At 58.8% G+C, this 17,419-nt stretch carries 24 protein-coding genes; 19 read left to right on the top strand and 5 right to left on the bottom strand.

Annotation, left to right across the window (positions count from 1 at the left end; all coding sequences use genetic code 11):
- Positions 1-279: transposase (locus BMZ43_RS25125; RefSeq protein ID WP_143008598.1), on the bottom strand; the 279-nt coding region annotated here is incomplete at its 3' end.
- A 98-nt stretch (positions 280-377) separates the two neighbouring features.
- On the opposite strand from BMZ43_RS25125, the gene BMZ43_RS25120 reads away from it, so the two are divergent.
- The 19 genes from BMZ43_RS25120 (at position 378) to BMZ43_RS25040 (ending at position 13,696) form a co-directional block, all read left to right on the top strand.
- Positions 378-719: a hypothetical protein gene (locus tag BMZ43_RS25120; RefSeq protein WP_093257653.1), complete on the top strand. Its 342-nt coding sequence runs from the start codon at positions 378-380 to the stop codon at positions 717-719.
- A gap of 59 nt (positions 720-778) precedes the next feature.
- On the top strand, positions 779-1,276 hold the full coding sequence (locus BMZ43_RS25115; protein WP_093257651.1) for a hypothetical protein: 498 nt from the start codon (positions 779-781) through the stop codon (positions 1,274-1,276).
- 68 nt (positions 1,277-1,344) lie between these two features.
- Entirely contained in the window at positions 1,345-2,229 is an 885-nt protein-coding gene (locus tag BMZ43_RS25110) for a DNA adenine modification methylase (protein ID WP_093257649.1), read from the top strand.
- A 499-nt stretch (positions 2,230-2,728) separates the two neighbouring features.
- Positions 2,729-2,869: a hypothetical protein gene (locus BMZ43_RS26655; RefSeq protein ID WP_156522274.1), complete on the top strand. Its 141-nt coding sequence runs from the start codon at positions 2,729-2,731 to the stop codon at positions 2,867-2,869.
- 267 nt (positions 2,870-3,136) lie between these two features.
- Positions 3,137-3,433: a hypothetical protein gene (locus tag BMZ43_RS25100; RefSeq protein ID WP_093257643.1), complete on the top strand. Its 297-nt coding sequence runs from the start codon at positions 3,137-3,139 to the stop codon at positions 3,431-3,433.
- A gap of 62 nt (positions 3,434-3,495) precedes the next feature.
- Complete coding sequence (locus BMZ43_RS25095; protein ID WP_093257640.1) at positions 3,496-4,143, top strand: hypothetical protein; 648 nt, start codon at positions 3,496-3,498, stop codon at positions 4,141-4,143.
- A gap of 148 nt (positions 4,144-4,291) precedes the next feature.
- On the top strand, positions 4,292-4,585 hold the full coding sequence (locus BMZ43_RS25090; RefSeq protein WP_064307005.1) for a hypothetical protein: 294 nt from the start codon (positions 4,292-4,294) through the stop codon (positions 4,583-4,585).
- 211 nt (positions 4,586-4,796) lie between these two features.
- Positions 4,797-4,937 carry a hypothetical protein gene (locus BMZ43_RS26650; RefSeq protein WP_156522273.1) on the top strand — a complete coding sequence of 47 codons (141 nt, stop codon included), beginning with the start codon at positions 4,797-4,799 and terminating at the stop codon, positions 4,935-4,937.
- 412 nt (positions 4,938-5,349) lie between these two features.
- Complete coding sequence (locus tag BMZ43_RS25085) at positions 5,350-6,147, top strand: hypothetical protein (protein WP_093257637.1); 798 nt, start codon at positions 5,350-5,352, stop codon at positions 6,145-6,147.
- A 136-nt stretch (positions 6,148-6,283) separates the two neighbouring features.
- Positions 6,284-7,420, top strand: coding sequence for a DUF7146 domain-containing protein (locus tag BMZ43_RS25080; protein WP_177344866.1), 1,137 nt, complete (start codon positions 6,284-6,286; stop codon positions 7,418-7,420).
- Complete coding sequence (locus tag BMZ43_RS25075) at positions 7,417-7,707, top strand: hypothetical protein (RefSeq protein WP_093257631.1); 291 nt, start codon at positions 7,417-7,419, stop codon at positions 7,705-7,707. The genes BMZ43_RS25080 and BMZ43_RS25075 overlap by 4 nt, the downstream gene beginning before the upstream one ends.
- 121 nt (positions 7,708-7,828) lie before the next feature.
- On the top strand, positions 7,829-8,071 hold the full coding sequence (locus BMZ43_RS25070; RefSeq protein WP_256563469.1) for a DUF1654 domain-containing protein: 243 nt from the start codon (positions 7,829-7,831) through the stop codon (positions 8,069-8,071).
- A gap of 111 nt (positions 8,072-8,182) precedes the next feature.
- Positions 8,183-8,911 (top strand): hypothetical protein, encoded by a 729-nt coding sequence (locus tag BMZ43_RS25065; protein ID WP_256563467.1) that lies wholly within the window; start codon positions 8,183-8,185, stop codon positions 8,909-8,911.
- A 7-nt stretch (positions 8,912-8,918) separates the two neighbouring features.
- Positions 8,919-9,335 (top strand): hypothetical protein, encoded by a 417-nt coding sequence (locus tag BMZ43_RS25060; protein WP_093257622.1) that lies wholly within the window; start codon positions 8,919-8,921, stop codon positions 9,333-9,335.
- 312 nt (positions 9,336-9,647) lie between these two features.
- Positions 9,648-10,280 carry an SOS response-associated peptidase gene (locus tag BMZ43_RS25055; RefSeq protein ID WP_093257619.1) on the top strand — a complete coding sequence of 211 codons (633 nt, stop codon included), beginning with the start codon at positions 9,648-9,650 and terminating at the stop codon, positions 10,278-10,280.
- A gap of 480 nt (positions 10,281-10,760) precedes the next feature.
- Positions 10,761-11,405, top strand: coding sequence for a hypothetical protein (locus BMZ43_RS25050; RefSeq protein ID WP_093257615.1), 645 nt, complete (start codon positions 10,761-10,763; stop codon positions 11,403-11,405).
- Complete coding sequence (locus tag BMZ43_RS25045) at positions 11,402-12,109, top strand: hypothetical protein (RefSeq protein ID WP_093257612.1); 708 nt, start codon at positions 11,402-11,404, stop codon at positions 12,107-12,109. The genes BMZ43_RS25050 and BMZ43_RS25045 overlap by 4 nt, the downstream gene beginning before the upstream one ends.
- The gene (locus BMZ43_RS26340; protein WP_143075334.1) at positions 12,109-12,795 is read left to right on the top strand and encodes a PP2C family serine/threonine-protein phosphatase; all 687 of its coding nucleotides are present in this window, start codon (positions 12,109-12,111) and stop codon (positions 12,793-12,795) included. The genes BMZ43_RS25045 and BMZ43_RS26340 overlap by 1 nt, the downstream gene beginning before the upstream one ends.
- A gap of 352 nt (positions 12,796-13,147) precedes the next feature.
- The gene (locus tag BMZ43_RS25040) at positions 13,148-13,696 is read left to right on the top strand and encodes a hypothetical protein (protein WP_169854969.1); all 549 of its coding nucleotides are present in this window, start codon (positions 13,148-13,150) and stop codon (positions 13,694-13,696) included.
- Between the two features lie 534 nt (positions 13,697-14,230).
- Here BMZ43_RS25040 and BMZ43_RS25035 read toward each other — a convergent pair.
- From BMZ43_RS25035 to BMZ43_RS25020, 4 genes are all read right to left on the bottom strand, one after another.
- The gene (locus BMZ43_RS25035) at positions 14,231-14,560 is read right to left on the bottom strand and encodes a four-helix bundle copper-binding protein (protein WP_007162846.1); all 330 of its coding nucleotides are present in this window, start codon (positions 14,558-14,560) and stop codon (positions 14,231-14,233) included.
- 226 nt (positions 14,561-14,786) lie between these two features.
- A complete protein-coding gene (locus BMZ43_RS25030) occupies positions 14,787-16,166 on the bottom strand; it encodes a heavy metal sensor histidine kinase (protein ID WP_093257609.1) in 1,380 nt (459 codons plus the stop codon).
- A complete protein-coding gene (locus BMZ43_RS25025; RefSeq protein WP_007163124.1) occupies positions 16,163-16,849 on the bottom strand; it encodes a heavy metal response regulator transcription factor in 687 nt (228 codons plus the stop codon). The genes BMZ43_RS25030 and BMZ43_RS25025 overlap by 4 nt, the downstream gene beginning before the upstream one ends.
- 55 nt (positions 16,850-16,904) lie before the next feature.
- Positions 16,905-17,419, bottom strand: a 515-nt coding sequence (locus BMZ43_RS25020; protein ID WP_177344865.1) for a CopD family protein, incomplete at its 5' end; no start/stop codon positions are given.

Below are 17,419 nucleotides of genomic sequence, written 5' to 3'. Positions count from 1 at the left end.
CAAGAGAGCGGTAGCCTTTTTTAGGATCGCTTTCTCCCGTTCCAGTCGGTCGATCCTGGCTTCCAGCTCCTGGATTTTCTGCTGTTCGGGCGTCAGTGCTTTGCTCTTCGGGGTAACGCCCACGCGCTCCTCTTGAAGCTGTTTTACCCAACGGCGCAGGGCCGACTCAACCACTCCCAGTGAACGAGCTGCTTCGATATGGCTGTAGCCCTGATCGAGCACCAGGCAGGCGGCCTCTCGTTTGAACTCGGGCGTAAAGGAACGACGTTGCTTGGTCATCAGACACCTCTCTATGGCGAGCATTCTCGCCCTAAATGGGTGTCCGGAATCAGTAGACCACTACAGTCATAGCCTCGCTTCACTCTGGAGCGATCGGCATGAACCTCTACCACTGCACGTTTGAAATGGCTGATTACCGGGTGACCGCCCAGGTAGCTGGTCTGAGCACGGTCGACGCGGCGAGTCGCTTCGTCGTGTCACCCTTCGGCAAGCGGCTATTTCGCCACATTGCGCCGCGGGCAACGGCGGCCGGCGCCATCATCGGTTTCTTCGATGGCAGCCGGTACGTGATGGCCTTGCCGCTGTGGCGCACCGCAGCGCGCGACCAGTTCGGCAAGCCTCGGTGCCTCGTTTCGGCCTGGAGCCTCACGACTCAGGCCGTCGACGACCTCTGCTTCGATGCTTCGGCGGTTGCCCGTCGCAGCGTCTCCGTTTCCTAACCCCCTGGGTGGTCATGTCCCCCTCGGGACATGACCACCTCCTACTACCGGAGATAGTCATGAAACTCACCTACACGTGTTCGCTCGTTTCCCGCGGTTTCAAACTGGTTGATCAAGCTGTCGGTTACGACATGCAAGATGCTGCCAGGCGGTTCCTAACGGACGGCATGGGAGCGTTGGCGGCGCAGCGTTTCGATATCGGCATCGTCGATGGCCTTCAACGCATTCCTGAGGCGCACAGCTTGGATCCCTTTATCCTGAGTGGTGGCGTTGATACACAGCAGCCGTGGTCTCTCACGGTCACCTTGGAAGGCGACGAGGACCAGGTAAATGTGTTGGTGCATCAGACAGATAGCGGTGACCTGCTGCTCTACAGTGACGGACGGGTGAACCTCTATCACCTGAAGGTCGGCGACGACAATTGGGACGCCGAGTCGGATCCGCAGAGCTGTGTGATGCTCGAGCGCCAGGAGTTTTTCGTGGCCAGGGCTGTTTGCGGTCCTAGCGATATAAAGCGGCAGTTACAGGCGCTTGCGCATGTAGCGGCTAGCAACTGATCTACAACTCAACCCTATCGGGGCATTGCCCCCGATAGGGGGTGTGCCTCCTTCAACTGGAGCACATCATGAAATTTCCGAACTCGATCCTGTCTTTCCCGGACCGTGGACCCTGGGGCAATAGCCGCTACCGCGGCAACTGCAGTGGCCACGTCATCCAGGGCTTCTTTGCGACCTACCACCGGCGCAAGGACGGCCTGGCGTTCGATCCCAGCATTGGCGGGGGCACCTCGGTCGAGGTGGCTCAGGAGATGGGGCTGCGTTTCAAAGGTACCGACCTGCACCAGGGCTTCAACCTGCTGCTGGATGATCTGCAGACGTTCCTGGGCGAGGAGGCACATTCGTGCTTCTGGCACCCGGCGTACCTGGACATGATCCAGTACAGCGGGAACGTCTGGGGTGAACCCAATCGGTGGGACATGAGCCGCATGGCGATGGGGGAGTTTGTTGAGGCGCTGGAGCTGGCCTTGATGAACATCCACGACGCCATGGAGCGCGGCGGTACCTACGGCATCTTGATGGGCAACCTGCGCCGGCAGGGGGAGTACTTCAATCTCTCTTCGCTGGTGGAGCGGGTCGCGCCCGGCAAGCTGATCGACGAGCTGATCAAGGCGCAGCACAACTGCGTCTCGGACCGGCGAACCTATGGCGGCAACGTCGTACGCATCGCGCACGAGAAGCTGCTGGTCTTTCGCAAGGAGCGCGGTTCACTGCACTTCCTGGCCAAGGTCCAGCAGCGCGCTCAGGCCATGCAGGGCATCACCTGGCGAGCCGCGGTGCGTCGGTTGATGCAGGGCGGCAAGACGCTGCATCTCAAGGAAATCAACACGCAGCTCGAGGCCTACGCGGCTACCCGGGCGAACAACCATTGGGAGGCCAAGATTCGGCAGGTCGTCCAGGACGAGCGCTATTTCGAGCGCGTCGCACCTGGCACCTATCGACTCGCGGCATGACGATCTCGCCCCCCTTCAGCCTGGCTGAGGGGGGCAGAGACCGCTTCGGCAAGAGCAGCTTGCTCAAGCGGTTTCAGGCAGACCCATGGTGGTCTGTTTTGAAAAGCTGGTACCACCAGCACTTACTAAACCGACGGGGTTTAACAACCCCGTCAGGGCGTTGTTATCCCGTCATAACCGGAGATAACAATGTTGAAAAAAATAGGTCTATTGGGCGCATTCGTCGCTCACGTGCTCGTAGGGGTGTTGTTCTTTCTAATCCTGGCTTCGGCCGCTCTGCTGCTCGCTTGGTTTACCCACCAGGTCGGCACATTGGAATACGGAAGACCGCTCGTCCCTATCCTTACAGTGCTCGAAAAAGCGGTTCTCTATGGTGACTGTGCGTTTTTTCTGTGGTGGGTGATAAAATCCACTATCAAAGCGTGCAAGAACCTAGACTAAGATCGGTTGATGGGTTGCTTGGCAGCCCTTTAATAGGACATCACCAGAGGAAACAGCTATGAGTGAGTTCATTCGTGGCTTCAAGCGCGGCGCAAGAGAGACCATGTACGGCTACTGGGCGCCCGCCGTGGCTTTGTGGAGACTGCTGTCGAGCACTACGGACGATCTGATCCGGAAGGCGAACCAGGCAGAGAAATAGAGCTTTCCTTCTACATCGGCGGCGGTCCAGGCTTGCCTGCGCCGCTGCACCCGTTCCTCTTGCTGGGAACGCCGATGTCGATCCAGGGCCGTTGTGGCTCTGGATCGGCGGATCGGAAACCGTTTCGCAAAGCAGGCCTTTGCAAAGCGGTTTCAGCGTGGCCAATGGTGGCCGCGTCGAAAGGCAGCTGATCCTCTATCAGCACATCGATAAACCCTGGCGGGAGCTCTCCCGCAGGGACTGGTCTCGCTCTCTACCGGAGAGACCATGGAAGTCACCGCTCCCCACCTTGCGAACTATCTCTACTCAGGCTTCGTCTCGACGTTTTCCGACATTGAGCGTGAACGGCTCTGCCAGGTGTATCCCTGGGCCAGAATCAACTTTGCCGAAGGAGAGGTGGATGTCCACACGAGCTTTCGCGCCCGCCTCACGGATGGGCGCACGTTGCTGTGTCTGTTCCCTGAGGCCCTTGGCGATCACGTGCTGATCGTCGACACCCCAATGGAGCTGCTCAAGCAGACCCTGATACCGCTCGTGTCCATCGAACGCATCATCTACTCATAACCCCACCCAGCCGGGCCTAGTCCCGGTAGGGACACGGCCTGGCTCTACCAAGGAGCTAGACCATGAATCACAAAAACGCGGTACGTCCCTGTGCAGAAGCGGATGCCCTGAAGCTCGTGCAGTCGCTGCGTGCGCTCGGGGCCAAACAGCTGCTGCAGGCTGGCATCGAACGAGGGCTGACCTTCGGTGAATGCATCAACGCTTTCGGTATGACGCCTGAGGAAAGCGCGTTCGTGAGCGCTGCGCAGGCAATGCCGGACGACGACATCGAGTTCGACGACAGAACCGTTGTGTCGCGTAGCGAGCGCGGTGCATTCGTGCACTGCTGGCACTTCGTGTCGAATGCTGCGGCCGGTATTCCGGAGCCGTCAGAGATGCTGGAGGAGTTGCTTCGCTTCGCTTCCAGCATTGAACAGCCTCAAAGCATGCGATTGCAGATGTTGAGGGGAGCGATGGCGCAAGTCATGGAAGTCCTGGAAGACCAGCTCGACGAGCTTGAGGGCGTACCGTGTGAGGTCTCGCCCATGCGCATTGAGTTTGGCCCCTACGCTTTGGACATTCTCCCCTCTGCCCTCGTCATCGAGTTGGTGAGTGGTGCCAAACCCCAGGGGTTCTCTCCGGTTCTCGCGGAGGCGCTGCTCAACTGGATCGAGCACCAGGGCAACCTGCTCGACCAGTTGGCGGCTGAGATGTTCGTAGCAGCGGCCTGAAGCCAGGCCGCGCTGTAAGAATCTTTCACTCGATCATGCGATCGGTGAAGACGATGTAGCTGAGCATCTTCCTTCAGCACTTCAACCCACCGCGGGGATCTCTGTCCCCGTGGGGCAGGGGTCTCTGCATTTTCGATGGAGGCCTGTTATGGGAGACCATAGCAAGAAAGACCCTGCTGTCCGCGTTCCCTGGTACCACCCATTGATGCACTTTGCCGGCCATAGCCTGGTCGGTACCGGCATCTTCCTCATCGTCGCCATGCCGGCGGTGCTGCTGGGATACCTGGTGCACAAGCTGCGGGAGTACAACGTCGCTGAGTTCACGCTCACGGTGCTGTTCTTCCTCGAGCACACCATCCTGGTGGTCGATGCTTTGCTGTTCCTGTCCTACCTGGGCTTCACGTCCTGGAAGGCATTCAAGGAGATCAAAGATGATCACTGAAGGCTCGAAGGTAAGAAGAGCGGTAGCGGAGTTCATCACGGCGGCCCGCGAGGCACCGCGGATCTACTTCGCTCCGTTACGCGGGGCTATAACCGGTGTCACTTTGCAGTGGCGACAGCTGCAAAACTGCCACCAAAACAGTGGCACAAGGCCGTTGTGATGGCACCAGCCCGGGCGTATGCTCAGGACATGTACTGGCGAGGAGCCGACCATGTTCCGACATCACCTGGTGCGTTTCTTCAAAACCTTCGCTGCTGAGTTCGTCAGCGCTGCCAAGCAGGCGCCGGCGATCTACTTCGCACCCCTGCGGGGCGCGATCAACGCGGTAAAGGCGCAAGCTCGCAAGGCTTGAGCGTAATCCTGGCAAGCCTCTCTTCCGGGGGGCTGAGCCTTCACCGATAGACGTATCAGCGGGCCGCAAGGCCTTTCCCCACGGGACTTCTGCTCCCGATGGGGGCAGGGTCCCTCCCAACCAGGAGGTGCACCATGGCCGAGATCATCAATCTGGTGATTGTCGTTCTCGATCTGCTTCTCTGAAGCGATCGCTCAAGCGAGTCCCCGCCCATGCGGCGGGCTTGCCTTGAGTCTACTGCGGAGTGCCCCTCAGGCAGCCCACAGTGGATTCTCGATGGCGCCATGGTGCGCCCTCGTGATGCAGCAGCTGAGCTCTTCAGCACCGGCCTTTCGTTCTGATCGGCCACCCCTAACCCGCGCGGGCTTCGTCCCCGCCGGGGCCGGACTCCGCGCTTACCGGAGATCCAGGAATGTCTATCACTACCGCGCTTACCACCATGATGGCCCGCCAGCTCGAAAAGCTTGGCTACCCGTCCGACGACGTGCGCTTCTCCCTCGGCTATTGCCAGGGCGACGGCGCAAGCTTCACCGGTACGCTCGATATCGAAAAGCTTGGCCCGCGCCTGGTACCGGAGATCCTTCCGGCGATCTGGAGCGAGCTCAAGGAAAACGCTGATCAGGATGAGGAGCTCAGGCTGTCACCGGGGCGGGATCGCTATGTACATGAGCGATCCACGTCCCTGAGCGAGTCGGCTCGCAGCATTGTAGGTACCGCCGCGGAGGTATATGGCGGCCCTACGCATAAGGTCGCATTCCACCGCTTCATGACGGCCTTGGAAGAGGACGTCGTGTCTACGGGGGCGATGCTTGCGCGCATGGGCTACAGCCTCACTGAGCGCTACCTGCGCGAAAGCGTCCAGCTGCGAGTCTTTCGCCTGGATCGCTTTCGTGTAGAGCTCAACGCCTTCGAGGACGAGACCTACAACCCGTTCGAATGGCAGACCACCGACGACGAGCTCGATGAGCGAATCTCGGCGGTCATGGAGGAAAAGCTGCGCTTCTGCGCGCTGGAGGCCAAGGTCTACCTGGTCACTGGTGAAGAGGAGGGTGGCGACATCCTTCTCGCCGGCAAGCACGTCTACGGCGTTGAGCTTCCGGAGGGTCAGCGCGTTTGCAGTGCCGGCCGCGAGGTCATTCACGAAGCTATCGATACTGCCCGTCAGTATCTCAACTCGCTGTCCCTACCGCGCCTGCGGCAGGCAGCCTGATCCAACCAACCCCAGGGGGGCTTATCCCCCTCTGGGGGCGAAGTCTCTCTGGACCACTCCCCAGCGCCGGGGCTTCCCCAAGCTCCCGTCTCGGGGGTTTAGGGAAGCCCCGGTGCTGGGCTTTACCTGGAGGTCCATGATGAGAAATTTGAAAGCGAGTGTGGTGCGTGACGCGGCAAAGGTGCGGGGCTGGGATTCCATCCTGGAGGATCTGTGTCCTGAGATCGATGCACGCGCATTCAGCAAGGTGGGGCGCCATGTCGCCTGTCCTGTGCACGGCAAGACCGGGCGCAAGGGGGATGGCTTCCGCTTCTTCCGCAAGGACTTTCACGAGTCCGGCGGCGGGATCTGCAACACCTGCGGTGCGTTCCCGGACGGGTTCGCGCTGCTGCAGTGGCTCAAAGGTATCGACTTCGCTGATGCGGTATCGCTGGTGGGTGACCGCCTAGATATCCGCTCTACCGATGACGAGAACGTGCAGGAGCGTGTCAATCGCCAGAGCCTCCCTCAGCTTCAAGCCCGGCGCGAGGCCGCGGCGGCGAAGCAGGCGGAGGAGGACACGATGCTGCGCAACCGGCTGAACAAGATGTGGGCGGAGACCATCCCGCTGACTCATCCTGATGCCGAGCCCGCGCGGCTGTACCTGGCCAGCCGCAAGATCCTGATCTGGGATCGCAGCGGCCTCGAAGGTACGGTGCGGTTTCACCGGGGCCTGGCCAGCCACAATGAAGATGGGCGCTTTGAAGGCGAGTACCCGGCGATCGTCGCCAAGGTCTCGAAGGCGAAGATGCCAATCACCCTGCACCGGCACTTTCTCACCGCCCGCGGCGAGAAGGCACCGGTCGAGAACCCGAAGAAGATGTGCGCCTATCCCAGTGATCGTCAGGTCACCGGTGGCGCCATCTGCACCGGGCAATGGGATGCCCAGGTCGTCGACCTGTGCGAAGGCCTGGAGACCGCGTTTGCGATCGAAACAGGGATGGATCTTGCGGTCCGGGTTTACCCGGCGGTGAGCGCCACCTTGCTGGAAGCGTTTGAGCCTGGGCCGTCGACCAAGCTCGTTCGCGTCTGGATCGACAAGGACCGGTCCGGTCGTGGAGAGGAAGCTGCCAAGGTGCTGCGCAAGCGGCTTTGGGAGCGGAACATCCAGCTGCAGGTCTTCGCGCCGCCGCTCCCCATTCCGGAAGGCGCCAAGGGCGTCGACTGGAATGATGTGCTGTTGCAGCTGGGGCGGATGGGCTTCCCGCAGTGGGCAAGGAGGGCAGTTGCGTGAGCAATTACCTCTTCGATCCGCGGATCGTGCCCACGGCGCCAGGCAGCCACGGTATCGATCCCTTTGCGCCGCCGGCGACGTTTGCCGGCGGCCCAGGGGAGTACCGCGCGCTGGTCAGGGAGCGGTACCGGGAGCATTACAGCCGGTACCGGATCCTGCTGCACGTAAGGGCCGCAGAGGAGGGCGCTACGCTGACCTTCCTCGGACCCTACGCCGCCGAGGCTCAGCTCATCATCAACACCTTGTTCGGGCAGACCGAACACCCTGAAAGGGTCAGCGCACGCTGACCCTTTTTTTTCGCCTGGCGATCAGCCCGGGTGCCTTTCGTCTCGCCAGGGCAATACGGGTTGCCAGCGGAGCGGCCGGTTTAATACTGTATAAAAAAACATCCCCATGGGACCTGTGGAGATGGCCCGCACCCCACCGCCGGCGTTGACGCCCTATGACCAGCTTGCCGCTAGGGTTCATAGGCAAGTCATGAGCGCCCCTGGCGTCCGAGAAAAGCACGTCCACGTTGAACGACGTGATGCGAGAGATCAGGACTGGGACCAGCTGCTCGAGGCGATCAGCGAGATGGAGGGCGTCATCATTGCCCACCGCGATGACGGTAGCGTCGACCTGTTCTGGAAGGTTACCTACGACGACTTTTGAGTGATCGTATGACCCGCGGGGAGGTTCGACCCACAACCGCGCTAGAATCGGCGTTTGCAATTTTCGAAAGGCATGGAGACTGGGTTCCAGTTACCTGCCGAGATCCAAACGATGACCTATAAAGTTTGCAAAGTGAGCACCGCGGCCACGGACGTGCCAGGCGTCTACAGCGTCCTGTTCAATGGCGACGACCGCTTCTTCCGCCGGATCGAGATCCACCTGAGCCGAGACCTGGGCGACAACGTGCTCGACTTCATCGAGCTCTACGGCCTGTGGTGCGCCCTGGTGCAATTCGAGCTCGCGGGGCACAAGCGTACCTGCGGAAATCTGAAGCTCGTGGTGTCGCGCGGCGCGGTGAAGCGCCTGCTGCTGTCGGATAGCTCCAAAGGCGAGCTATATGAGACGTCGAACGCGCTGCGCACCCAGTTCTTCGGCCTGAGCGGTATCAGCGTCGAGAAGAACAAGCCCTGGACCCGCGAGGAGCATCAGGCCTTCTGCGTGCAGTGGGACGGAACGCCCCCCCCGCAACCATCGGTAGAGAACCCGGTCTTCGGCAAGATCTATCTGACCCATCACACCCTGGTCGAGTACCTGGACGAGACGAAGGGTGAGTGCAAGCCGGAGAACGTCTTCCCGCGGCTGGCGCGGGTGGTCCGTGACCTGAATCGCGAAGTGACGCTTCCTGCCGAGGTACTTCGGCATAAGCAGCATCGCCACGCAGGTAACCAAAACGGCGTGCGGTACCTTGGCAGCATGGCGGGCTGGCAGCTCGTGACGAGGCCCGCGCTGGACCAGTCCGGTCTGCTAGCGATCACCGTATACCAGCGACAACAGATCTGAGGTCCCAATGTCCCACCGGCTGAAAAGCTACATCGCGCGGCTGCGCACTGAGCTGATGAGCGTGCTCATGATGGCGGAGCCGGAAGTCTGGGAGCAGGTGCGCAACGCTTCACCTGAGGCGCAGATTGACGCGTTGTTCAAGAGCTCTGCGATCAGGCGCTTTATTTGCGAGCACGCGCTTGGCCAGGCTGGGTACGAGAAAGACGGGATTGTTCAGCGGCTACGCAACGGTGTGCTGTATCAGCTGGAGCGCCTCTCGATCGACTGGGATCAGAATGGATACCCGGCGAACGTATTGCTCTTCGGCCGCCCCCTCTCGAACACAGACGACGCCGCTGCATTCATGGGCCGAATCAGTGATTTCGTGAGCGTCCCTGCTGGCATTCCAATTTCAGGACCTGAGATCTTGGATCTGGTGAAGTAGGACGGCATCTTGCCCGGGGAATTGGGGAGCAGCTTAGCTATTGACCCGCTTCAGAGGGCCTCGATGCTATCGGTGGTACTCAAGTATCTGCTGATGATAATGCTCGATTCCAATGCCGGGTGGACCCGCTCACCTGGCCCTGGCCCTGGCCCTGGCGCTGAGCCTGCGGCTGGGAGGCGGGGCTGCTTGCGGCTCCTTGACCGATAAGGCGGCAGCAAACCATCTGGAACGCAGCGTAGCCAACGGGTCAAACAAGGTGGCGCGGCCAACAAGCCGGCGGCACCAGGTTAGATTTCCCGGAGGCGACACGGCATGTGCAGTCACTATGAGGCGCCGACGCCGGCGCGGTTGAAAAGCGCATTCGGCGCTTCCGTCGACGAGCAATACCAAGGCGAGCTCTGGCCCCTCTACATGGGACCCTTCGTTCGGCTGAACCCAGCCGAGTCGCAGGAGGACGGCGCACCGGAGTACGACATATCGGTAGGCCAGTTCGGCTTGCTGCCTGGTTGGGCAAAGGACAGAAAGCTCGGGCGCAGCACCTACAACTGCCGCTCCGAAACGGCTGCCACAAAGAACTCCTTTCGCACCGCCTGGAAGAGGGTCCAGCACTGCATCATCCCTGCAGCAGCGATCTATGAGCCCGACTGGCGCAGCGGGAAGGCTGTGCCCACGCGGATCGAGCGTGCCGACGGCGGCCTGATGGCGATCGCTGGGCTGTGGGAGGAATGGAGCGATCCAGATGGCAAGGGGCGCTTCAGCTTCACCATGCTGACCGTCAACGCTGACGATCACCCCTTCATGAAGAACTACCATCGGCCTGAAGATGAGAAGCGGATGTTGGCGATACTGCCGAATGGCTCGATCAAGGAATGGCTGCAGGCGCCAGCCGAAGCAGCGAGCGAGTTCCTTCGTCAATATCCCTCAGATCGCCTGCGCGCCACTTAGGTAAGGGCTGGGTCGACCGCCGCTGCTTCGATTGGAATACCTTCTTGGATAGCCTACTTGCGGCCGCTCAGCGGACCGGCTTTCCGCTCCTGCTGGTAGATTGATGCGAAGCACGGCGGTACTGGCGGCGTTACAGTTGCACCGGGGCCGAGGTCATCCGCATGCAACGTGCGCGCGAGGCTGACGCGGCGCTGTACAACGGCGTTGGCGAGCCGCTGGTAGCAGAAGATGGTGGAAGCGGGGGACCGACCCTCGCCTAACCCAGACCGGCCGTTACCGGTGTCGCCCAGCGTGTAGCCTAGAACTGGTCTTCTGCGGCACGCGTGCGAGCCAGCTTTTCACGCCCGCTCTAAGTATCTAAAAGCGCGCTGCAGGCCAATTATTCCCAACCTCGCCGACCTCGCGCGCTTGCGCAACAGATAATTTGCTGTTCTTATTGTCCCGTGTCCTAGGACGTGGGACATGTAGAGCGAGCAAAAAATGAAAGGTCAAGACGTAGGCGTGATGCTCAGACTCGTATGTCTGCAAAAACACGAGGCGAGAGACAAGGTTGTAGCGACGTGGCCACACGATTGGCGCGACTGGCACGATAACGAGGAAGATGCCGCCTTCTCGTATCAACCGGATTTCGATCTCGACGATATATCACCAGGCGCCTCCTACTACACCGCACGCGCGTTGGAGGAACAGACCGGGATCAGCAAATCACAGATCGCCCTGGCTCTGAAGCATTGCGTAGAGATCGGCCTAGCTAGAGTGGATGTGCGCTCTCAGCTTCCCCGGGTCAACACCCAGGCTCTATTAGAGTTTCTCGTCTATGGACTGCGGTTCGTCTTTCCAGCTCGGTACGGCGAACTGACCAGAGGCATTGCGACCGGATTCGCCGCTCCCGTCCTTTCGCGCTCACTGATCAGCAGCGGTGAACATATCCCGGTGTGGCCATATGCCCGAGGGAAAACGATGGGAATGAAAGTTGAACCACTCTTCAAGACCGCAGTGCTAGCAGCTCGAAAGGATCCAGAGATGTACGCGTTGTTGGCACTAGTGGATTCCATTCGTGTTGGCCAACCACGGGAGCGAAATTTGGCTATTGAGCTTCTGCGCGAACGCCTGGAGATGACATGAACGTCTTTCCGATTTTGAAAGAGATGATATGCAAGGTGGCGCACGCTCTAGGGCCTGATTTGTGCGAAGACATGACGTTCGTAGGAGGGTGTACAACCGGTCTACTGCTCACAGACGAGTTCATTCGCGATCAAGTGCGGGCTACGGATGACGTCGACTTGATCGTACCGGTAATGGGAGCGATTAAATATTTAGAGCTACAGAACCGCCTGCGAGCGTCTGGGTTTAGGACGCCCCACCTTGCGAAGCAAAACGTTCCAATTTGCACGATGATGCTTGGCGACCTCCGCGTTGATTTTATGCCGGCCGACGACTCACTGGGATTTACGAATCGCTGGTACCAAGATGCGATCAAGAGCTCAAGTCGATACCGATTGGACGAGCACACTTCAATCAAACTGGTCAACCCGGTGTACTTCATCGCGACTAAACTCGAAGCATGGAAGGGCAGGGGAAATGGAAAGCCGGTCGCCAACCGAGACCTAGAAGACATCTTTAATCTTATTGAGGGCCGCGAAGAGCTTTTGGATGAGATCCAAGAGGCAGGTGACGATGTTCGAACTTACATTGCTGCCGAGATCGGCCTTTTATTCAGCGACTGCCCCCAATTTCCAGAGGCCATCAGCGACCAAACCAGAAACGATCCCGAGCGTGAAAGATTGCTGTACGAGCGTATGCGAGCCTTGATCGGGGAAGTCGGCTGATGCACGTTACGTGGCAGAGCCGCCAAGGCGTAGGGCGCAGCAGCAATAACGATGCTGCTGCGGTAGGGTATACAGAATATGGCGTAGTGGCGGTAGTAGTTGACGCGGCCGAAGATGGCGATGGGGCCGCATTTGCGCAGCACTGGGCAAGGTCTATCGTCATCGCTACACAAGAGTCTTCTTCGCCGGTTGATAGAGACTCACTCCGCGCGCTTATCAACGCTGAGCAAGACCGGCTGAGATCTAAGTTTTCGATTGAGAAAGCGGCTTATTGTTGCGTGTTCGTTGACCTACGCGTCCTCCAAATGGAGGTACTTTATGCAGGCGACTGCCAGCTAGGCATCCTGAAGACCGATGAGTCGGTTACGTGGATAACGGTTCCGCACACGCTCAGTCGCCAGGCGGAACTGCTGGGGATTTCAGCGCCGGTCGATGCACGGCATGTGCTGACGCGATGCTTAAAGGTGCATCGTGCGCACGTCCCAGAAAGCTGCAGCGTTACCTATGCTCACCCGGATCGGCTAATCGTATGTACAGATGGCCACTGGTACAAAACCCATGCTGCGCAAGATGCAATAGCCGATGGATCAGATGACGCCAGCGTACTTACCCTTCAGTTCGGCGGCCGGACGCAGTATGTTGAGTCCGACTGCGAGAACTTTTTTCCTTGCGGCCCTCTTGAATAGCATGACGACGCCTAGGATGTATGGAGCCCGAGGAAGCTCGATAGCTTCCCCGTACAAGCCCCGCTTCGACGTTTTTTGTGCCTAAAGCTTTTCTATCTACCGCCGATAATCATGCCAGAACTCAGTATGGAAGGTGGATATGAACGGTAGGGCATGGAAATTTATTCTGGTATCGAGCGTGCTCGCTTGCAATTGGGCTCACGCTGACTTCCCAAGGACGTCCGTCGAGTGGAAAGCTCAGGAAGAAGGCGAAGCTCCCACCTCTCGCTACGATGTTTATATCGATACACTCCGATTCGAGTCTGACGATGGCAACGCCGATTCGCAGATTCAGCTCGCTCAAGAGCTACTGATGAGCACTAAGCTCAAGTCAGACGACCTTCCAAAAATCAAGCTTCTGATAGACGCAGCCGAAAGCAAGCTTGGAGCGGAAAAGGTAAGCATGGCCCGCAGTCTGCTAAAGGGTCAGGAGGGCAAGGTAGCGGGTACCACTATCATTTCTGAGCCTATCGTTGTTGGTCTATCACCCAAGCGTCCTCATAGCCCAGAAAAAGCGGAGTTTTATGCACGTTGCTCAGCAATGGCGTCTGTATTAAATGAAGAAATCGAAAAAGCCAAGGGTGCTACAGACCAGCTGTTCACTGATTTTTCTGTCAACTCCGCGGTCGCTTCGATTTTATACTCGGATTCCGCATACTTTCTAAAAATTTATCAGCCGAACGAATATAGCTACAAATACCAAATGGCCAGGCACCGGGCACAAACTATTTATGCATTGCAAAACACAATGAATGCCTGCATGGCGAGCATGAAGAAGGATATCGCCGAAATGAAGCCATTCGAGAAAAGTGCGCGTGATGATTTTTTTAAAATGGCTGATAACAGTGTAGGATTTAAATAATCCCGTCAGTTGTAAAAGTTTTCTAACCAGTAAGGCATTTTTCGTCATCCTTGCTGGCTGCACATCGTTTCTAACCGCGTGCACGGATTCTGGATCTGATCTTGCGCCATGACCGGTTGTAGGCACGCACGGCCGCCCTGCCCGGCTGCGCGTCCTGTCAAGGCTAAGTAGAGATGTCGCTCTGACAGCTAAGTAAAAATGTCATTATGACCTTACGTCCGAGCCTAACTCTTATCGGAGTGACATCAATAGTTGGTACCTAGCTGCAGGACTGCTGATAGTAGCCGTCGTCTTCTAGCTTCACGAAAGCAGCGATGACAATCGCAGCTCGGTACTGACTTCTACCAGAGGCTTCGTGCTGTTCACGGTGGTTTCCGCCAGGTTTGGGCAGCTGAGTGCAGGCGTACATGGCCGGACCGGGACGCCCAATGCCCTGAAGCCGTTACAGGTCAGTGAAGTGACTGATGCAATTAAGTGTGACGGAGGCATAGATGGTGAGGGCAGCCGAGCCGCCCCACCTCTGACTGACCGATATCAGGCGGCCATTCGCTCGCATTCCTCGGCACAGCGCATGCAGGCCTCGGCACACGCCTGACAATGCTGCGCCTCGTGCTTGGCGCACTCTTCGCCACAGGCACGGCAGATCGTGGCGCACAGGGCACAGAACTGCTTGGCGTACTCGCTCTCGCGAGCCATTAGCGTGGCAGCCATGTAGCAAATGTCGGCGCAGTCTCGGTCGAGCTCGATGCAGCGCGCCATCATCTTCACGTCGTCTTCGCGCAGGCAGGCGGAGGCGCAGGTTTCACAGACGATAGCGCAGTTGGAGCAGGCCTGGATACAAGATTCGAACATAGAGTTTGTCATGGTAAATCTCCAGATTGGGAAAGAGTGACGAACCTGAGTGGCCCCGAAGTGAGTAGGCAACTCCACTCGCGTGAGCGGCTGCCGACCTCGGTCCAGAGGACCCAAAATATGCGACCGGCGCCTGCCGCAATTGGTTTTGCCTGGAACATTACAATTCTGTAAGCCATTCCCGATGGTAGTTTTGAAAGCGCCCGTAGGTATGGCCCGCTCACCGGTAGCCATCCGCTCAGGTTTGCATGCCAACAGGTCGCAAGAACGTCAGGGTGAAGGCCGTTCGGCCTCTTTGGGATGTACAGTTGATCGTGCCACCATGCGCCGTCATCAGCGACCGGGCGATGGCCAACCCGAGCCCCGCATTGCCGTCACCTTCGCGACGTGCTGGATCCACCCGATAGAACCGGTCGAAGATCCTCGCCTGGTGCTCCGGTGGAATTTTGGGGCCGGGGTTTTCGACGCGAAGCTCAACGCTGCTGCCGTGATCCTCGATGTTGACCTCAATCGTCGCCCCGGACGGTGTATAGCGAAGGGCATTCGACAGCAGGTTCGACACGACACGGTCGACCATCACGCCATCCGCGAAGACCAAGGCGCTTCCCGATGCCTTGAGCTGGATACCCTTATCCTCGGCCAGAAGCTCGTAGTACCCGAACAGCTTGCCGATGACCCTACCCAGGTCCAGCTCGACCGGCTCGGGCACGATCAGCCCGTTATCGGACTTGGCTAGGAACAACATGCCGTCGATGATTCCCGAAAGACGATTGAGTTCTTCCAGGTTGGAGGTCAGGTTCTCCTCGTACACGTCCGCGTCCCGCTTTTTGGCCAGGATCACCTCGGTATGAGTCCGCAGGTTGCTGATCGGGGTTCGTAGCTCGTGTGCGATGTCGGCAGAGAAATTCGATAGCCGCATGAACGAATCGTCCAGGCGACCAAGCATGGAATTGAAGGCAGTGATGAGCTCGCGCAATTCATCGGGCACGGGCTCCAGAGGAATGCGTTCTTTCAAGGAGCCTGCAGACATCGAGGCAGCTGTCTGGGTCACCTTTGCCACCGGACGCAGCCCATTCTTGGCAACCAGCCAACCGAGTGCGGCGCTCAGTACGGTACTGGCTAGCAGAACGCCCCAGAACCAGCGCTCCAGCATGGCGAAGAAGTGCATATGTGTAGTTACGTCGAGGACCAGCCACACGGTCAGCGGAGCAGTGGTCTCCGACGACGAGACCGGCGCCTTCAAGGCCCTGAACATGTGTCCGTCGCTTTCCCACTCCCAAACGCCATCGTGCTCGGTCGCCTGAGCAAGGGACGGCACCGATGATCTGGGAGGCTCCGCAAAAAAGAGGCTTCCGTCAGCCTGGAGAAACACCGCGCTGAGCTCGGAATGTGCTCCCAGCAGCGTATGCCAGCGAATCTTGAGCTGGTCCGAATTCGCGCCGGGCTCTTGAGCAATCTGGGTGATCGCTTCAAGCTTTTCTTCCAGCGCCTGCGCATCAAGCGCGCGGAAGTGGTGACGGCTTAACTCGTTGAAGGCAATGCCCACGATCATAAGGACGGCAGAAACTGCTACTACGAATAAGAGGCTCAAGCGTAGCGTGAGTGAACCTGGCCTCATCCTTCGTCCTGTGCGTCCAGCATGTAGCCCATTCCTCGGCAGGTGTGGAGCAGTTTCGCCTCGAAGTCATCGTCAATCTTGGCCCTCAACCGCCGAATCGCCACCTCGATGACATTGGTGTCGCTATCGAAATTCATGTCCCATACTTGTGATGCTATAAGAGACTTTGACAGAACCTCGCCTCGCCGACGCATCAGCAACTCCAGCAAGGCAAACTCCTTAGCCGTAAGGTCAATTCGCTTGCCGCCTCGCGTAGTGCGGCGCTTGAGTAGGTCAACCTGCAGATCTCCGATCTGCAGGTTCGTTTGAATCGGTGGGCTACCATGCCCGCGCCTTAATAGCGTTCGAACACGTGCCAGCAGTTCTGAAAAGGCAAAGGGCTTGACCAGGTAGTCATCGGCGCCCAGCTCTAATCCTTTGACTCGGTCATCCACGCCATCCCGTGCCGTCAGAAACAGCACCGGTACCGACTGACCGGCAGCACGCAGGCGTGTGACCACCCCCCAACCATCGAGGCCGGGCATCATCACGTCGAGAATCAGCAGGTCATAGGCTTCAGTCTGCATCTGATCGATGGCATCCGTTCCGGTGACCACTCGATCTACCGTGAAGCCAGCCTCTCGGAGGCCCTGCTGCAGATAGATTCCGGTCTTGGGTTCGTCTTCAGCTACCAGCAGCTTCATGCTCCATCCTCGGCTACACGATCTTTTCGGGACGGCACTACGGGGCCAGGCAAACTCACATCCCCGCTTCCATCTCGGGAGATAGCGTACCAAGCCAAGCAATCAACCCAAGCACCAAAATGGCGGAACCCAGTTCTAAGGCCATGCTGTAGCGAATAGACCGTGCCGCACGCGTGTAATCGCCTTGGTGGACTGCTTGCTCCAATGCCGGGCTCAAGAGAAAGCGGTTGGCCGAAGCCAGCCCGATCATCACGCCGAAAAGGCCCAGTTTGCCCAGCAGCAGCAGGCCATAGGTGCTTTGTGCCAGGCCCGTGATTTGGGGTCCGACGATGAGCAAATAGTTCATCACACCCGTGAAGACGATCAGCACCACGATCACCGCACCGGCTCGCTCAAAGCCGGTAAGCGTGCGCGACAGGATCTGGACTGACGCCCGCGTTTTCAATTTGCTGGGCCGCAGCAATAGGGCAAAAGCCACCAGCGCGCCGAACCAACCACTAGAGGCCCACAGGTGGAGAATGTCTGCGCTGAAGTGCCAGAAGCGGCGGGAGCCTTCGTCCATAGCGCCGT

This window comes from Pseudomonas sp. Snoq117.2, assembly GCF_900110545.1.
Lineage (GTDB): Bacteria > Pseudomonadota > Gammaproteobacteria > Pseudomonadales > Pseudomonadaceae > Chryseomonas > Chryseomonas benzopyrenica.
This window is presented reverse-complemented; position numbering and strand designations above follow the sequence as displayed.

What these genes read in the sequence shown, in the direction of transcription:
- BMZ43_RS25085 (WP_093257637.1), top strand. Translation starts at nt 5,350, where the DNA reads ATGTCTATCACTACCGCGCTTACCACCATGATGGCCCGCCAGCTCGAA.
- BMZ43_RS26650 (WP_156522273.1), top strand. Translation starts at nt 4,797, where the DNA reads ATGTTCCGACATCACCTGGTGCGTTTCTTCAAAACCTTCGCTGCTGAG.
- BMZ43_RS25110 (WP_093257649.1), top strand. Translation starts at nt 1,345, where the DNA reads ATGAAATTTCCGAACTCGATCCTGTCTTTCCCGGACCGTGGACCCTGG.
- BMZ43_RS25100 (WP_093257643.1), top strand. Translation starts at nt 3,137, where the DNA reads ATGGAAGTCACCGCTCCCCACCTTGCGAACTATCTCTACTCAGGCTTC.
- BMZ43_RS25095 (WP_093257640.1), top strand. Translation starts at nt 3,496, where the DNA reads ATGAATCACAAAAACGCGGTACGTCCCTGTGCAGAAGCGGATGCCCTG.
- BMZ43_RS25050 (WP_093257615.1), top strand. Translation starts at nt 10,761, where the DNA reads ATGAAAGGTCAAGACGTAGGCGTGATGCTCAGACTCGTATGTCTGCAA.
- BMZ43_RS25045 (WP_093257612.1), top strand. Translation starts at nt 11,402, where the DNA reads ATGAACGTCTTTCCGATTTTGAAAGAGATGATATGCAAGGTGGCGCAC.
- BMZ43_RS25025 (WP_007163124.1), bottom strand. Translation starts at nt 16,849, where the DNA reads ATGAAGCTGCTGGTAGCTGAAGACGAACCCAAGACCGGAATCTATCTG.
- BMZ43_RS25065 (WP_256563467.1), top strand. Translation starts at nt 8,183, where the DNA reads ATGACCTATAAAGTTTGCAAAGTGAGCACCGCGGCCACGGACGTGCCA.
- BMZ43_RS25115 (WP_093257651.1), top strand. Translation starts at nt 779, where the DNA reads ATGAAACTCACCTACACGTGTTCGCTCGTTTCCCGCGGTTTCAAACTG.
- BMZ43_RS26340 (WP_143075334.1), top strand. Translation starts at nt 12,109, where the DNA reads ATGCACGTTACGTGGCAGAGCCGCCAAGGCGTAGGGCGCAGCAGCAAT.
- BMZ43_RS26655 (WP_156522274.1), top strand. Translation starts at nt 2,729, where the DNA reads ATGAGTGAGTTCATTCGTGGCTTCAAGCGCGGCGCAAGAGAGACCATG.
- BMZ43_RS25040 (WP_169854969.1), top strand. Translation starts at nt 13,148, where the DNA reads ATGAGCACTAAGCTCAAGTCAGACGACCTTCCAAAAATCAAGCTTCTG.
- BMZ43_RS25120 (WP_093257653.1), top strand. Translation starts at nt 378, where the DNA reads ATGAACCTCTACCACTGCACGTTTGAAATGGCTGATTACCGGGTGACC.
- BMZ43_RS25055 (WP_093257619.1), top strand. Translation starts at nt 9,648, where the DNA reads ATGTGCAGTCACTATGAGGCGCCGACGCCGGCGCGGTTGAAAAGCGCA.
- BMZ43_RS25070 (WP_256563469.1), top strand. Translation starts at nt 7,829, where the DNA reads ATGGCCCGCACCCCACCGCCGGCGTTGACGCCCTATGACCAGCTTGCC.
- BMZ43_RS25060 (WP_093257622.1), top strand. Translation starts at nt 8,919, where the DNA reads ATGTCCCACCGGCTGAAAAGCTACATCGCGCGGCTGCGCACTGAGCTG.
- BMZ43_RS25035 (WP_007162846.1), bottom strand. Translation starts at nt 14,560, where the DNA reads ATGACAAACTCTATGTTCGAATCTTGTATCCAGGCCTGCTCCAACTGC.
- BMZ43_RS25080 (WP_177344866.1), top strand. Translation starts at nt 6,284, where the DNA reads ATGATGAGAAATTTGAAAGCGAGTGTGGTGCGTGACGCGGCAAAGGTG.
- BMZ43_RS25030 (WP_093257609.1), bottom strand. Translation starts at nt 16,166, where the DNA reads ATGAGGCCAGGTTCACTCACGCTACGCTTGAGCCTCTTATTCGTAGTA.
- BMZ43_RS25090 (WP_064307005.1), top strand. Translation starts at nt 4,292, where the DNA reads ATGGGAGACCATAGCAAGAAAGACCCTGCTGTCCGCGTTCCCTGGTAC.